This window comes from Olleya sp. HaHaR_3_96, assembly GCF_019278545.1.
Lineage (GTDB): Bacteria > Bacteroidota > Bacteroidia > Flavobacteriales > Flavobacteriaceae > Olleya.
Genome location: NZ_CP058987.1, coordinates 2,260,349 through 2,276,373 on the forward strand (window position 1 = coordinate 2,260,349; position 16,025 = coordinate 2,276,373).

At 33.0% G+C, this 16,025-nt stretch carries 14 protein-coding genes; 13 read left to right on the plus strand and 1 reads right to left on the minus strand.

What is annotated here, in order from left to right:
* Position 1 precedes the first annotated feature (1 nt).
* On the minus strand, positions 2-760 hold the full coding sequence (locus H0I26_RS09900; RefSeq protein WP_218697928.1) for a 5'-nucleotidase C-terminal domain-containing protein: 759 nt from the start codon (positions 758-760) through the stop codon (positions 2-4).
* A gap of 73 nt (positions 761-833) precedes the next feature.
* Between H0I26_RS09900 and H0I26_RS09905 the strand changes: the two genes are divergently transcribed.
* The 13 genes from H0I26_RS09905 to coaE all read left to right on the plus strand — a co-directional run bounded on the left by H0I26_RS09905 (position 834) and on the right by coaE (position 16,018).
* Positions 834-1,361 carry a DUF6913 domain-containing protein gene (locus tag H0I26_RS09905; protein ID WP_218697929.1) on the plus strand — a complete coding sequence of 176 codons (528 nt, stop codon included), beginning with the start codon at positions 834-836 and terminating at the stop codon, positions 1,359-1,361.
* The gene (gene dapA, locus H0I26_RS09910) at positions 1,354-2,241 is read left to right on the plus strand and encodes a 4-hydroxy-tetrahydrodipicolinate synthase (RefSeq protein WP_218697930.1); all 888 of its coding nucleotides are present in this window, start codon (positions 1,354-1,356) and stop codon (positions 2,239-2,241) included. Before H0I26_RS09905 ends, dapA begins: the two co-directional genes overlap by 8 nt.
* A 108-nt stretch (positions 2,242-2,349) precedes the next feature.
* Positions 2,350-3,150 (plus strand): outer membrane protein assembly factor BamD, encoded by an 801-nt coding sequence (locus tag H0I26_RS09915; RefSeq protein ID WP_218697933.1) that lies wholly within the window; start codon positions 2,350-2,352, stop codon positions 3,148-3,150.
* A gap of 8 nt (positions 3,151-3,158) precedes the next feature.
* Positions 3,159-3,488, plus strand: a complete 330-nt coding sequence (locus tag H0I26_RS09920) for a DNA-directed RNA polymerase subunit omega (RefSeq protein WP_136585068.1) — start codon at positions 3,159-3,161, stop codon at positions 3,486-3,488.
* A 4-nt stretch (positions 3,489-3,492) separates the two neighbouring features.
* Positions 3,493-4,704 (plus strand): bifunctional phosphopantothenoylcysteine decarboxylase/phosphopantothenate--cysteine ligase CoaBC, encoded by a 1,212-nt coding sequence (gene coaBC, locus H0I26_RS09925; protein ID WP_218697937.1) that lies wholly within the window; start codon positions 3,493-3,495, stop codon positions 4,702-4,704.
* Complete coding sequence (locus tag H0I26_RS09930) at positions 4,697-5,584, plus strand: DUF4835 family protein (RefSeq protein ID WP_218697939.1); 888 nt, start codon at positions 4,697-4,699, stop codon at positions 5,582-5,584. Before coaBC ends, H0I26_RS09930 begins: the two co-directional genes overlap by 8 nt.
* A 62-nt stretch (positions 5,585-5,646) precedes the next feature.
* Complete coding sequence (gene recN, locus H0I26_RS09935) at positions 5,647-7,299, plus strand: DNA repair protein RecN (RefSeq protein WP_218697941.1); 1,653 nt, start codon at positions 5,647-5,649, stop codon at positions 7,297-7,299.
* Positions 7,300-7,400: 101 nt separating this feature from the next.
* On the plus strand, positions 7,401-8,225 hold the full coding sequence (locus tag H0I26_RS09940; RefSeq protein ID WP_101018159.1) for an enoyl-ACP reductase: 825 nt from the start codon (positions 7,401-7,403) through the stop codon (positions 8,223-8,225).
* Between the two features lie 260 nt (positions 8,226-8,485).
* Complete coding sequence (locus tag H0I26_RS09945; RefSeq protein ID WP_218697945.1) at positions 8,486-10,432, plus strand: T9SS type A sorting domain-containing protein; 1,947 nt, start codon at positions 8,486-8,488, stop codon at positions 10,430-10,432.
* A 481-nt stretch (positions 10,433-10,913) separates the two neighbouring features.
* Positions 10,914-13,382 carry a T9SS type A sorting domain-containing protein gene (locus H0I26_RS09950; protein ID WP_218697951.1) on the plus strand — a complete coding sequence of 823 codons (2,469 nt, stop codon included), beginning with the start codon at positions 10,914-10,916 and terminating at the stop codon, positions 13,380-13,382.
* Positions 13,383-13,455: 73 nt separating this feature from the next.
* Positions 13,456-14,463, plus strand: coding sequence for a glycosyltransferase (locus H0I26_RS09955; RefSeq protein ID WP_218697953.1), 1,008 nt, complete (start codon positions 13,456-13,458; stop codon positions 14,461-14,463).
* 95 nt (positions 14,464-14,558) lie between these two features.
* Complete coding sequence (locus H0I26_RS09960; RefSeq protein ID WP_218697954.1) at positions 14,559-15,422, plus strand: CdaR family protein; 864 nt, start codon at positions 14,559-14,561, stop codon at positions 15,420-15,422.
* Positions 15,419-16,018, plus strand: coding sequence for a dephospho-CoA kinase (coaE, locus tag H0I26_RS09965; protein WP_218697956.1), 600 nt, complete (start codon positions 15,419-15,421; stop codon positions 16,016-16,018). Before H0I26_RS09960 ends, coaE begins: the two co-directional genes overlap by 4 nt.
* The last annotated feature ends 7 nt before the right edge of the window (positions 16,019-16,025 follow it).

Here is a 16,025-nt window from a genome sequence, read left to right on the forward strand (position 1 = left end):
GTTATTTGGTTTGAATAAATCTATTGTCAATTACTGGTTTTATAGTGTCTACCTTTTTAAAGTAGTCTAACATGGCATTTCTAATTTTATAATCTAAGACATATAAACTATCATTAGTTTGAAAAAAACGCATGCCATCACCACCATTATATAGGTAATCATTAGTTGCTACATAATAGGTTTTGTCTTTATCTATTGGTTTACTGTTTACTAAAGCTTCAGTAATACTATAATTTTTGTCAATCGTCAATTGTAATCCACTTATAGGATGTGGGCGTTTTGCTTTACTTAAATAAGTCGTTAAACTATCTATTTGTGGTCCTTTTAAGGCGACGACAACAATACTATTTTCAAAAGGCATAATCTCGAAACCAGTTCTTGTGGTAATATTTCCTTTAGAAATTATGGATCGAATACCGCCATGATTTAAAAGTACCAAATCAATGTTTTTTCCAGTTCTTTTATTAAAAATAGGATCACTTTCTTGTAAAACGGCATCAGCCATTAAATTACCAATAGCTGTATTTAAATCGCCATCATTTTTACTATACGTTTCGGGAGCATAAGATAATACAGTGTTCATGTCCTTATTTAAGCTTTCGCGGAACGGTTTTATGTACGCATCAATAGCAGGGTCAATAGCTAATGAATCTGTAATAGTTATTTTTTTTCCTTCGATTTTACTCAGTGAGTAAGTTTCTTGTTTGCAAGACGACAACAAAACAATCGCAAGCGGGATAAAGAGGTGTTTGAAATTCATATTTAAAGTTGAATAAATTAAAGCCAATATATAGTTACAATTACTACATTTGTAATAAAAGGAATAAAGATAAATGATTTTAAAAGGATTTAAAGAAAAATCTAATAAAAAGTATATTAATAAATGTACCAAAAGTAGAGTCTTAGTGCCAAGCAACACGGTTATTAAAACTATTGGCGTATTGGTAGATAGTCAACAGTTTTCTGATTTAGAATGGATTAACCAGTTAGCAAAAAGCCTAAAGGTGAATGCTAATAACCTTAAAATTTTATCGCTTTTTAATAACGAAAAAAAAGAGATAGCACTTTTTGGTAATACCTTTTCTGAAAAAGACCTTGGTTGGAGAGGTGTTATAAAATCTCAAACAGCAAAAGACTTCATTGCAATGAACTTTGATTTATTAATAAATTTATATGAAACAGATGCTTTGGCCTTACAATTAGTGACCGCAGCAACCAATGCACAATTTAAAGTCGGCATTTATAATGCTAGACAGGACATAAACGATTTAATTATTGAAACTAAATTAGAAGATAAGTCCATTTTTAAAAAAGAATTAATTAAATATCTAAACATTTTAAATAAAATAAGTAATGAATAACCCTTTTTTAGGTACAGGAATAGCAATTGTAACACCGTTTAATGACGATTTAACAGTGGATTATAATGCTTTAGAAAAAATTGTAGAATTTAACATTACCAACGGGACTGATTATATAGTAATAAGCGGTACAACGGGAGAAAGTGTTACTGTTATAAAACAGGAGAAAAAAGAGATATGTAAAGCAATAATAAAGTTCAATAAAGGACGCGTACCATTAGTTTTAGGGGTAGGAGGGAACAATACCTTAGAAGTTGTAGAAGAAATTAAAGCTACAGATTTATCGCCTTTTGCGGGTATATTATCTGTGACACCTTATTATAGTAAGCCAACGCAGGAAGGGATGTATCAACATTTTAAAGCAATAGCTGAAGTTTGTCCTGTAGATATTATTTTATATAACGTGCCAGGACGGACAGCTAAAAATATGACGCCAGAAACAACATTGCGTTTAGCTAACGATTTTAAGAATGTAGTAGCTGTAAAAGAAGCGGGTAATAATATGGCACAGTATTTAGAATTAATTAGAGATAAGCCAGACGGTTTTTCTGTGATTTCTGGTGATGACGATTTAGCATTAGGTGTTGTTTTAGCAGGTGGAGCAGGAGTTATTTCTGTTATTGGTCAAGTATTACCAAAAACCTTTTCTAAAATGATAAAGTTGGGGTTAGAAGGCAAAGCAAAAGAGGCGTATGCACTGCATTTTAAAATGATGGATATAATCGATTTAATTTTTTCTGAAAATAATCCTGCAGGTATTAAGGCGGTACTAAACAATTTGGGCCTTTGTAATAAAACAGTAAGATTACCGTTAGTTGAAGCAACGGAAGCGTTGGAAAATAGTATTGCTCGTTTTATGACCAATTTTAATAAAAGTTAAATTATACTTAAACCGACGTCAAACTTGATTTCTTCAATTACTTTAGCAATCAAATTATATTTTTAAAATCCATTTAAATAGCGTATTTTTGCGCTTCGTTAAAATTATATGAAGAATTTATTTTACATTTTAATTACATTTTTATTTGTTACTTCTTGTAGTGAGTACCAAAAAGCACTGAAGTCTGAAGATGTCGCTTTAAAGTTTACTATGGGAGAACAACTTTATAAAGACGGTAAGTTTAATAAAGCAAGTCGCTTATTTGATCAAATAGTACCTTCTTATCGAGGGAAACCTCAAGCGGAAAAACTAATGTTTTTGGATGCAGATTGTTATTATCAGACAGGTCAAGTCGGTTTAGCAGGATTTAGATTTGAACGTTTTGCAAAGTCTTATCCTAAAAGTCAGAAAGTAGAAGAGGCTTATTATAAGAGTGCGCTGAGTTATGCGGCATTATCACCTGTGTATTCTAAGGATCAACATGATACAGATCATGCTTTAGAGAAATTACAGTTATTTGCAAACTTATATCCTGAATCAGAGTTTATGCCTAAAATTAATCAATTGTCTAAGGATTTACAATATAAGTTAGAATTAAAGGCTTATAGTATTGGTAAACAATATAATCATATTTCAGACTTTAAGGCCTCTATAAGTACTTTTGATAATTTTATCGCTGATTTCCCAGGGACATCATTACGTGGAAAAGCAATGTTTTATAGATTTGACTCCGCTTATCAATTAGCAATGAAGAGTGTAGAGTTGAAAAAAGAAGAACGATTAAATATCGCTATATCATATTATAACAGCTTTAAGAAATCAAATTCGGAATTAGAACTTGTTGAAGATGCTGATAAAATGGTAGCAGACTTAAAAGAACAATTAGAACAATATAGTACCAAAAGCTAATATATATTATGGATTTAAAAAAAATCGAAGCGCCGTTATCTACAACTACGTATAACAGAAATATTATAGATGCACCAACAGGTAACATTTATGAGGCTATTTCCGTTATTGCTAGAAGATCGGAGCAAATTAATTCTGAAATTAAAAAAGAGTTAATTGAAAAGCTAGAAGAATTTGCTACATATAATGATAGCTTAGAGGAAATTTTTGAAAACAAAGAACAAATTGAAGTGTCTAAGTTTTACGAAAAACTACCTAAACCTCATGCTTTAGCAGTTCAAGAATGGTTAGATGATAAAATCTACCATAGAAATACAGAATTAGATAACCAAGACTAAGCTTATGTCAATATTAAGTGGCAAAAATATACTATTGGGCATCAGTGGTGGTATTGCTGCTTACAAGACGGCTTCATTAGTCAGATCATTTATAAAAGCAGGTGCAAACGTACAAGTCGTTATGACACCTGCTTCTAAGGATTTTGTAACGCCGCTTACATTATCCACACTTTCCAAAAACCCAGTACACTCAACATTTACAAATGACCAAGACGATAATGCTATGTGGAATAACCACGTAGAATTAGGGCTCTGGGCTGATTATTTTGTAGTTGCACCAGCAACAGCTAATACATTGTCAAAAATGGCTAATGGAACTTGCGATAATCTGTTGTTGGCAACGTATCTTTCGGCGAAGTGTAAAGTTTATTTTGCACCAGCAATGGATTTAGATATGTATATTCACCCGTCTTCTGTGCAGTCGTTTGAAACACTGAAAAGTTATGGTAATGTAATGATTCCAGCAACGTCAGGTGAATTAGCTAGTGGATTGGTTGGACAAGGGCGTATGGCAGAACCAGAAGATATTGTGTCCTTTATAGAGAAAGATGTTAGGGATGGATTACCTTTAAAAGATAAAACCGTTTTAATAACTGCAGGACCAACTTATGAGGCTATAGATCCTGTACGTTTTATAGGAAATCATTCCTCAGGAAAAATGGGATTTGAAATTGCTAAGACAGCAGCCAATCTTGGAGCAAACGTCATTTTAATTACTGGTCCAACACACCAAACGGTTTCTCATAGTTTAATTACTGTGTTACCTGTTATAAGTGCTCAAGACATGTATGAAGCAGCTCATCTTTATTTTGAAAACTGTGATATTGCTATTCTTTCCGCTGCAGTTGCTGATTATAGACCAATAAATATCGCTACACAGAAAATAAAAAAGAAGACATCTACGTTAACATTAGAACTTGAAAAAACTAAGGATATTTTGGCGTCATTAGGGGCTATTAAACGGAATCAATTTTTAGTTGGATTTGCTTTGGAGACAAACAACGAATTGGAGCATGCAAAATTGAAGCTTAAAAAGAAGAATTTAGATTTAATTGTTTTAAATTCGTTAAATGACAAAGGGGCAGGTTTTAGGTCAGATACTAATAAAGTAACTTTGATCAACAGAGAAGAAGTTGCGACGGTTTATGAGTTGAAATCTAAAACGGAAGTTGCTAAAGATCTTTTTGATACAATAATAAATACAATACATGCGTAATCTTTTATTTCTATTTATATTTTGTTTTAGTGTTGCTATAAATGCACAGGAGTTAAACGCGACTGTAGTTGTGAATGCACAACAAACGGGAAACGAGAACCTACAACAATTTAAAACTTTAGAAAAACAGTTAAAAGAATTTATATCTAGTACAAAGTGGTCGGACAGAACAGTGACGCCTCAGGAGCGCATAAATTGTAATTTTGTAATTAATATTAGCGAATATTCTGGTAATAGCTATAAAGCAACTTTACAGATACAGTCTTCAAGACCCGTTTTTGGAGCCAGTTATACCACACCTACTTACAATATAAATGATAAAGATTTTACTTTTGAGTATATCGAGTTTCAAAGTTTGATTTATAATCCGACACAATACGCTTCTAATTTGATATCTGTTTTAGCTTTTCATATACATATGATTTTAGGTATGGATGCAGATTCTTTTAAACTAGAAGGTGGTGACGCGTATTTTAAACAAGCACAAAATATTGTTAACTTTTCTCAACAAGAAAACTATGCTGGTTGGAAGTTGGCAGATGGGTTGCAGAGTCGATTTGCCTTAATCGATAACTTGTTGTCTCCAACTTTTAAAGCGTTTAGAACGGTAATGTACGATTATCATAGACTAGGTTTAGATACTATGAGTGATAATCAAAAAGAGGCTAAAAACAAGATTGCTATAGCCTTAGGGCTATTTAAGGACATGAATAGAAGACGTCCAAATTCTTATTTGTTACGAGTATTCTTTGATACAAAAGCCGAAGAGGTTGAACAAATTTTTTCTGATGGGCCTAGTGTCGATATTTCTGATTTGATAGATACGCTTAACAAGGTGGCACCAATACATTCTTCTAAATGGAGAAGTATAAAAATTTAAATAGGTGTTTTTAACGTAAACAATATTTTTCTCTTTTTAACTTTTAATTTTTCACCTTAATAATGCTTACAGGATTAACCATAAAAAATTACGCATTAATAGATCAGCTTCAAGTCAGCTTTAATGATGGATTTACCATAATTACTGGGGAAACAGGAGCAGGTAAATCTATATTATTAGGCGGCCTATCTCTTATTTTAGGTAAACGTGCAGACTTGTCAAGTTTACGTAATCCTGAAAATAAATGTGTTATTGAAGCTAGTTTCGATATTTCAAAATATAAACTTAAGTCAATTTTTAAAGAGCAAGATTTAGATTATGATACACAAACAATCATTAGAAGAGAGATATTGCCATCTGGGAAATCGAGAGCGTTTGTTAACGATTCACCTGTAAACTTATCTAGTTTACAAGCCTTAGGAGAACAGTTGATAGATATACATTCTCAGCATGAAACTATGCAATTGGTGGATGATGGTTTTCAATTTTTAGTTATTGATGCTTTGGCTAAAACGGAAAGTAATATTGATGTTTACGCTGGTTATTTAAAGGAACATAAAAAGCTTAAAAAAGAATTAAAAAAACTACAGCAGTTTCAAGCAGAAGCACTTAAAGAGCATGATTATAATGCCTTTTTGTTAAATGAATTAGTTGTTGCTAATCTTAAAGAAGGAGCGCTAGAAAATTTAGAAGAAGAGTTTGAGTTGTTAAATAACGTCGAGGTTATTCAGGTAAAACTGGAAGAGGCTAATGTGTTATTAAATGAAGAACAAGCAGGGATTTTAACCTCATTACGAGCTGTTAAATTAGCTTTACAAAAATTAGCAACGATTTCGACTGCCTATCAAGATGTATTTAATAGAGTAACAAGTAGTTTGATTGACTTAGAAGATGTTTTGGTGGATATAGAACGCTTTGAAGGTAATTTGGATGCTGATCCAAGTAGGTTAGAAATTGTTAATGCGCAGTTGGCTACTATTAATAATTTATTACAAAAGCATTTAGTGAAAACGGTAGAAGAGCTTATTGTGATTAGAGAAGAGTTATCACAAAAAGTAGAAGCTACAGAAAATGCAGATCAAGATATTCTAGATAAAGAAGAAGAGATTAAGGCTATCGAAAAATTGCTTAATGTTGAAGCTAAACATATCACAGAGAAACGTAATAAAGCGATTCCAGATTTAAAAAAGCAATTAGAAGCTATATTGGGGCAGTTAGGAATGCCTAACGCGCAATTTGATATTAGTTTAGAAGCGACAAAAGAATTTTTGTATAACGGAAAGGATGCTTTAAGTTTCTTGTTTTCTGCTAATAAAGGAGGCCAATTCAATGTGCTTAAAAAAGCGGCTTCAGGTGGAGAGTTGTCTAGGATAATGTTGGCCATTAAATCTATATTATCAAAATATGTAAAGTTACCTACCATTATGTTTGATGAAATTGATACCGGTGTTTCTGGAGAGATTTCTAATAAAATGGCTGATATAATGGCATTAATGAGTACTAAGATGCAGGTTTTTAGTATTACGCACCTACCACAAATTGCGGCAAAAGGAAATACACATTATAAGGTATATAAAGAGGACGTAAACGAAGTCACGACTACTAATTTAGTTAAGCTTAATTATGATGAGCGTGTTGTGGAACTAGCACAAATGTTAGGTGGTACGCAATTATCGGATTCTGCAATAGCACATGCTAAACAACTGTTAAATTAGTGGCTTAATTTCCGCGAAAGCGAAATAAAAAAATTTAAATACTATCTTTGAAAGATATTAAAATAAACAAAACTAACAAGTCAACTGATAAACTATAAGTTATGTCATACAATTTATTAAAAGGAAAAAGAGGAATTATATTTGGAGCATTAGATGAAAATTCTATCGCTTGGAAAACTGCAGAACGTGTACACGAAGAAGGTGGTACGTTTGTCTTGACTAATGCGCCTGTTGCAATGCGTATGGGGCAAATTGATAAATTAGCAGAAAAAACAGGATCTCAGATAATCCCTGCTGATGCTACTAGCGAAGAAGATTTATTAAACCTTGTCAATAAATCTATGGAGATTTTAGGAGGTAAAATTGACTTTGTATTGCATTCTATCGGAATGTCAATTAATGTTAGAAAAGGAAAGCATTATACGGATCAAAATTATGCATGGACGCAAAAAGGTACAGATGTATCTGCAATGTCTTTTCATAAAACAATGCAAACACTATATAAGCAAGATGCAATGAATGAATGGGGAAGTATTGTCGCGTTAACATACATGGCTGCACAACGTGTTTTTCCTGATTATAATGATATGGCTGATAATAAAGCCTATTTAGAAAGTATCGCACGTAGTTTTGGTTACTTTTTTGGAAGAGATAAGAAGGTTAGAGTAAACACAATTTCTCAATCACCAACACCGACAACAGCAGGTAGTGGTGTAAAAGGTTTTGATGGTTTTATCGCTTACGCTGAAAAAATGTCACCGTTAGGTAATGCTACAGCATTAGATTGTGCTAATTATACTGTGTCATTGTTTAGTGATTTGACCAAACGAGTGACGCTACAAAATTTATATAATGATGGAGGATTTAGTAACATGGGAGTGAGTGATGCTGTAATGGAAGCTTTTGTAGAAGCGATGGACAAATAGATTTTTAATCACATAATAATATACATTAAAGCCTTACGTTTATCGTAAGGCTTTTTTTTTTGTTTAAAATGTAACACTCTGATTATCAATTGTAGTTAAAAGATTACAGTTTTCCTTAACCAATTTAATGTTAATTTACAATGTATTTCACCTATGAATATTGCGTTTTGTCGATTTGGTAATGTTATTTGTTTTCAGCTCATAATAATTCAATATTTTTAGAAAATTATTATTTATAACTAACTATAAAACTATATTACATGAGGAAAATTACTTTATTATTTTTAACAATGCTTTCAACAGCTTTAACTTTTGCTCAAGTTGGGATTATCGAGAATTTTGATGCAACCACATCCTTACCAACAGGTTGGACAGCTTCCTATTCAGGTACTGCGTCGGCAGCATGTGAAGGAAATTCGCAACGAGTTAATATATATTCCACTTTACCTACAGGAAATTTAACCACTCCAAATCAAGTTGGATTATCAAATGGAACAGATTTAAGTCTTTCGTTTGATTATTCGATTTTAGATTATACATATGGAACTCCAACAGACGCGACTACAGCAGGTTGGGGAAGTGCAGATATCCAATATTCAATGGATGATGGTATGTCTTGGACAACAATAGCTACTATTGATGATTCTAATCATGTAACGGCGAATACTTGTGCTCTTTTTTCTGTAGTTATACCTGCAGCTTCATTGCCAACAGGATCTGACGTTAAGTTGCAAATAACAAATACATGGGTTAGTGGTGATTATTTTTTTTATATTGATAATTTTAATGCTTCGCAAGTACCAGTTGATCCACCAAATTGTGATTCTGTTTTAAGTGAAACGATAGATGTATCAACTTATGGTTCTATTTCTTGGTCTAATGCCACTGGTATACCTACAGGCTACTATATTTCGGTAGGTACAGCATCTGGAGTAAACGATATTGCTGATAACGTAGATAACCTAAACAATACTTCATACGAGTTAGGAACATTATCAGGAGGAACAACTTATTATGTAACAATCACACCTTATAACGATAATGGGAGTGCTACTGGATGTGTTGAGCAGTCGTTTTCGACATTTACACCTCCTAGTAATGATAATTGTGATGCAGCTATTAGTTTAACTGTAAATGGTGATTTAATGTGTGGAGAAGTTCTGAGTGGAACAAATGTTAATGCTACAGAATCTTTAGAAATGGAAACTTCCGGTGAGGTAACGGGAACACCTTATACAGATGTATGGTTCAGTTTTGAAGCAACTTCAAGCTTTCATTTTGTTTCTTTAACTAATATTGTAGCAGTTACGGGGACAACTACAGATATGGGGATGGCTTTATACGATGCAACAAGTGGTTGCGGTGCATCATTAGAAGCACCTTTGACAGATAGTGATCCGAACTCATTTACTGTTTCCAATTTAACTATTGGTACAACTTATTTATTAAGAGTTTACGGTTGGTCTAATACTCAAAGCGCTTCAGCCCAAACTACTTTTGATGTTTGTGTTGGAACTCCACCTGCACCTCCAGAAAATGACGCTTGTGTAGATGCCACTCCAGTTTCAATGTTTAATAATGGAGATCAGCAAGATGCATCAGCAGCGACTAATAACGATGGATTTATTGCGGAAACTGGATGTGGATCGGCAAATGATGGTGTATGGTATACATTTGTTGTAGTAGACGCAGGTACTATTGATGTTGATGTTACAGATGTGCAAGGATGGGATCCAGAAATCACGGTTTTATCTGGTGATTGTGCCGCCTTTACTTGTGTTGGTAGTTCTGATAGTGCAGCAAGTAGTGGTTCAGAAAATGTCTCTTTTGCAGCTACTGCAGGGACTCAGTATTGGGTAAATGTTGGTTATTATAGTGGAACTGCGGATAATTCAGAAGGGCCATTTAAAATTGACGTAAGCACAACAGATACTGCAACTTTAAACTCTAGCTTAAGTAATGCAGACTTTACAAATCAAAGTTTATTTTCTTACTATCCAAACCCAGTTAACGATAACTTATCATTAAAAGCTCAAAAAGAGATTTCTAATGTATCTGTTTATAACATGATAGGACAAGAGGTTTACAGAAACACACCTAACAGTGTTAATAATGCTGTAGATATGTCAGGCTTACAATCAGGAGCTTACTTTGTTAAAGTAACAATTGATAATGTAACAGAAACAGTCAAAGTAATTAAGAAATAAGTTTACACTTTAATACAGTAAAAGGCCACCGTTTAGGTGGCTTTTTTTATGCAGTCAACTTTCATTTCTGTTTATAATCGTCTTATAACGGTTGGTCACTTTAGAGGTTTTATAAAAAGAACGATAAGTTTAGTTATTCAATAGTTGTTGCTGATGGCGACGTTTTTGTTTTGAAGAAAGCTTTTTTAAATAACTATAGGCAGTAATTTGGTAGTTATTATTTTTTTAATAAAACTCAAGTTTGGGAAATTTCGTGATTTTTGAATGTAAAAAACAAAATGAAATTATTTTATTATTTGAGATAAGGAGTGTTTATTACCAAGTAGTTATTCAATGAAAGTTGAAAAACCGGTTATTAAAACAACGCTTTGTCTATTAATATTGCGTTTTGACGATTGTTTTGTGTTATTTCTTTATGGTGAAAGATAATTCAATATTTTTAAAAAAAAAATATTTCTACTAATTACAAAATTTTAAATAGATGAGAAAAATTACTTTATTGTTTTCATTAATAGCATTTGCTTTCAGTATTAAAGGATTTGCTCAATTTGGATGTGATTCCGGTGTTGTTATTACAGATGGCTTTACAGCTTCAGGAATTACGACTCCAGGAGATGGTGGCGCTGAAGATTGGAATGATAATCCTACGGATACTCCTAATTGTGGGGCGATTAATGTGTCTTGGGATGATGATGTTTATCTGTTTACATATACGGCAGGAGTGACGGACGAAGAAATATCAATGACAACGTTTTCAAGGAGTGCTTGGAATGGGTTGGGTATTTTTACTACATGTACAGGTACCGCTCTAAATGATTGTATAGATACTAATTATTCAAGTAGTGTTGGTTCAACAAAAACAGTGACAGCTAATATTTTAGCAGGACAAACAGTTTTTATAGCGTCAGGAACTAATGGTCCTCCAAATGGGTTGGATTTTGATGTTACTGCTTTTTCAGTAGTACCTTTAGCAAGTCCTCCAAATTGTACAACCATAAGTGTACCAGCTAATGGAGCTTCAGATGTTTCTGTTAACGGAGACATTACATGGTTGGCTTCTCAGGGGGAAGCGACAGATTATTTATTAGAAGTAGGAACAACTTCAGGAGGTACAGATGTGTTTTCTGGTCAAGTTGGAAATGTGACGACTTATAATGTTGGAGCATTAACTGAATCTACAACATACTATGTTACTATTACTCCAAGTAATGCAAATGGAGTGTCTACAGGATGTACAGAGGAATCTTTTACTACAGTTGCTCGTCCTGCCTGTGCTTCTAATTTAGTTGCTACACCAGATGCTACTTGTGGGAGTTTAGCAACAGCTTTATCATGGGATGCGGTTGCAAATGCTGAGGGGTATACTTTGACCGTTGGAACCACTAGTGGTGGTAACGATATTATAGATGATTTTGATTTAGGAAATGTTCTTACTTATGAAGTCGATAGTCAAACAGCAAGTACCTCTTATTATTGGACAATAGTGCCATATAATACTGTTGGAGGTGCTACTGCTTGTGGAGAAAATAGTTATACAACCGTTAGTGCGGAGTGTTATTGTACTTCTACTACAACATTAATTAATGGAACAGGAATTGGTAATTTACAAGTTGGAACAACAGATTTTGCTAGTGGAGGCATTTTATCCTATGAAGATTTTACAGGAGCACCTGTAGATTTAGAGCAAGGTATTGGCGCTAATGTTATGATTACTTTTGAGACAGGCTTTGACTATGGTGTTAATATTTGGATTGATTTTAATGATGATTTAGTGTTTGAGGCATCAGAGTTATTGTATACAGGATTATCTTCATCGGGTAACCCAACGACTTTAGATGCATCTTTCTCTATGCCTACAGATGCAGCTTTAGGGACACATAGAATGCGTATTGGAACGGATGATGATGTTGCCGATGCCAGTGATCCTTGTAACTCAACATCGTGGCATGTTACTATGGATGTAGATGTAACTATTTTAGAAGAGCCTTGTGCTGCTCCAACAGCAACGGCTACTATAGTTGCAGATTGTGATAACGCTCAATTTTTTGTAGATGTTAATGTAACAGGTTTGGGTGATGGGACATCAGTAATTAATGATGGCACAACAACTTACCCAGCAACGTCTTTAGGGGTGGTGCAAATTGGTCCTTATGTAAATGGAAGTACTGTTTCAGTAACTTTAGAAAATGGAACTGATACTACTTGTGACACAAGTTTAGGTGATTATAATAATATTTGCCCTCCTGCTAATGACAACTGTGAAAATGCTGAAGTAATCATTCCGTCAACTACGGGATCAGAAGTTTGGTATACAGGAACGACTATTTCTAATACGCCTTCTGGAGAGGTCGCGGATACAGATGTATCTTGTGGTAGCTTTGGTAGTGGTAGAGATGTTTGGTATACTGTTGAAGTACCCGCAGCTGGTGATATTACTATTGTAACACAAGCGGCTTTAGGGTCTGCATTGACAGACACAACTATATCTGTGTTTTCTGGATCTTGTGGCGCTATGGCGGGTACAGAAATAGCTTGTGATGATAACAGCGGAACCGATAACTTTTCTGAAATAGTATTAACAGGTCAAGTACCAGGTGCTATACTTTATGTAAGAGTTCAGGAACATGATAGTGCAGTATCAAATAGTGCCAATGATGGCCAATTTGAAGTGTCTGCTCATGCTGCAGAACCTACGTTATCCACTGTGAGTTTTGAAACTAATTCATTATTTACATACTATCCTAATCCAGTAAATGATAGCCTAATATTAAATGCTCAAAAAGAGATTTCTAATGTGTCTGTTTATAATATGATAGGACAAGAGGTTTATAAAAATACACCTAACAGTGTTAATAACGCTGTTGATATGTCGAACTTACAATCAGGTGCTTACTTTATTAAAGTAACTATTGATAATGTAACGGAAACAGTAAAAGTAATTAAGAAATAAGTTTACACTTTAATACAATTAAAAGCCACCTTTTTAGGTGGCTTTTTTTATGTGATTAACTTACATTTGTGAAATGGAATTACGTTTTTCTTTTATCATCCCTGTTTATAATCGTCCCATTGAGATTGAGGAGCTTTTAGAGAGTTTTTCAAAATTGAATGGTACCTTTACTTATGAAATTGTTATTGTAGAAGATGGGTCTTCTATTACATCAGAAGCTATTATAGATAAGTATAAGCAACAGCTGGATATCGCTTATTATTTTAAACCAAATTCAGGACCAGGAGATTCTAGGAATTTTGGGATGCGTAAAGCAAAAGGAAATTATTTTATTATCTTAGATAGTGATTGTTTATTACCCAGTAATTATTTAATTGAGGTTAGTAAGCATTTGAAACAATCCTATGTCGATTGTTTTGGTGGTCCAGATAAAGCACATCAATCATTTACTAATCTGCAAAAAGCAATAGACTTTAGTATGACTTCTGTAATAACTACTGGAGGAATTAGAGGGAATAAAATAAGTTTAGATAAGTTTGAACCTAGAAGTTTTAATATGGGGCTATCAAAAAAGGCATTTGAAGCAACAAAAGGTTTTGGAAATATTCATCCTGGAGAAGATCCTGATTTATCCATTCGGTTGTGGGGATTAGGATTTAAAACAACACTAATTCCTGAAGCTTATGTATACCATAAGCGACGTATTTCATGGTCTAAATTTTATAAACAAGTTAATAAATTTGGTTCAGTAAGACCTATTTTAAATACCTGGCACCCACAAACAAAAAAAGTGACCTATTGGTTTCCTTCCGTGTTTAGTCTTGGCGTTATTATCGCTTTGCTATTAGCTGCTTTTAAAATATATTTACCCATATATCTGGTATTATTTTATTATTGCTTAGTTTTTATTTCGGCACTACTTAAAACAAAACATTTAATTATTGCTTTTCAAGCGTTATTAGCCCTTTCAATTCAGTTTTTTGGTTATGGCTATGGTTTTTTGAAATCGACTATATTATTAAGTATAAAAAAGGATACGCCGGAAAATATTTTTCCTCATTTATTTTTTAAAACTAAATAATGCAAAAGTTTAAGTTAAAAATACTTGGTCTATTTAAAAGTAAAAAAATCAATGTTTTTTTGTTGTTTTTTGTGCTGGCTTTTTCAATTTTGGTATTGACAAAATTATCAAAAGTGTATACTGCTACACTGCCATTTGGTATTAATCCAATTAATGTAGATGATACTTATGTGATCCTAAATAAGGAGGATGCAAAGCTTAATATTACTATCGAAACGTATGGTTTTAACTGGCTAAGGTATGCTATAAAACAACCTGAATTAGATATAGATTTTAATACGGATGTTATCAAAAAAGACTCCTTACTTATTTGGAGTATGTCAAGAGGATTTCCTAATATTAACAAGCAATTTAGTAAACAAAAAAAAATAATTAGCATTAATCCAGATACGTTAGTATTTAAATATGATACTAATAATATCAAATATGTACCTGTCGTAATCAATGCTAATATTCAATATGCTCAAGGTTATAATACCCTGGATGATGCTAAGATAATACCAGACAGCATAAAATTGATAGGACCAAGTTCTATTTTAAAAAACATTAAAAATGTAACAACACAGCAGTTAGATTTGGATAATATAAAAGCCAATGTTAATACTGTTTTGGGATTAAATTTGGATAGTTTAAGCAATAAGGTTAAGACAAACTTTAAGCAAGTTAATCTATCGGTTAAGGTGTCTAAATTTTCGGAGGGTGTTGTCAATCTCCCTATTGAAATTATAAATATTCCTAGAGGAAAACGTATTAATTATTTTCCTAAACAGATTGCTATAAGTTATTCAACGAGTTTAGAGAATTTTAATGCCATTTCAGCTAACGACTTTAAAGTTATTTGTAATTACAAAGATGCTATTGATAATTCTTTTTTAACACCCGAGGTCGTAAAACAACCTGATAATGTTAAAAATGTTAGAGTACTACAGCAAAAAATCGAGTTTATTATAAAAGAATGACACCAAAAATCATAGGATTAACAGGAGGTATAGGTAGCGGGAAGACAACAGTTGCTAATTTTTTTAAAGACTTGGGCGTGCCTATATATATTGCGGATACAGAGGCTAAAGCTTTAATGAATCGCTCAAAAGTGATAAAACGAAAATTGCTAAAGCTTTTTGGAGATCAAGCTTATATTGATAATAAGCTTAACAGACCATTTATAGCGAGTCAAATATTTAGTAATAAAACATTGCTAAAACAGATGAATGCTATTGTACACCCTAAAGTTGCTAAGCACTTTGCCAACTGGGTGGAGAAGCAAAAATCAGCTTATGTTATTAGTGAAGCTGCAATTATTTTTGAAAATGGAAGCTACAAAAAATATGATTATATTATTACGGTAGTAGCTCCAGAACAGGTTAGGCTTAACCGTGTTTTGAAACGTGATGAGTCGTCTAAAGATAAAGTCCAAGCTATAATGAAAAATCAATGGACAGATAAACAAAAAACGGAGCTTTCTAATTTTGTGATTACAAATACTGACTTAGAAGATACAAAGCTTCAAGTAGGAAAAATCCATAAACAACTCTTAAAAATTGCTGCAAATCACTAAAATTTAA